Here is a 260-nt window from a genome sequence, read left to right on the forward strand (position 1 = left end):
GTGCCGGGGGATGAAATTCATGTCCATTTGGAGTACAACGCGCGAGTATTGGAACGTACAGCTGTAGAGCAAATCCGCGAGCATTTGCTGCATATGATTGAAGAAGCAATTCACAAACCGCATGCGCTGGTAGATGAGCTGGAGCTAGTGACTGCTGAGGAAAAAGTGAAGATCATCGACGGCTTTGGATCAGTAGGCGTATCTGCATGGAGTGATGAAAAGCAATCAGAAGGGTTGTTCCACGCCTATGTGGAAGAACA

General features: G+C 48.1%; 1 protein-coding gene. It reads left to right on the plus strand.

What is annotated here, in order from left to right; all coding sequences use genetic code 11:
• Window positions 1-260, plus strand: a 260-nt coding sequence (locus ACUYLD_RS25735; protein WP_446676247.1) for a hypothetical protein, incomplete at both ends; no start/stop codon positions are given.

Source organism: Paenibacillus sp. SER-28 (assembly GCF_052906305.1).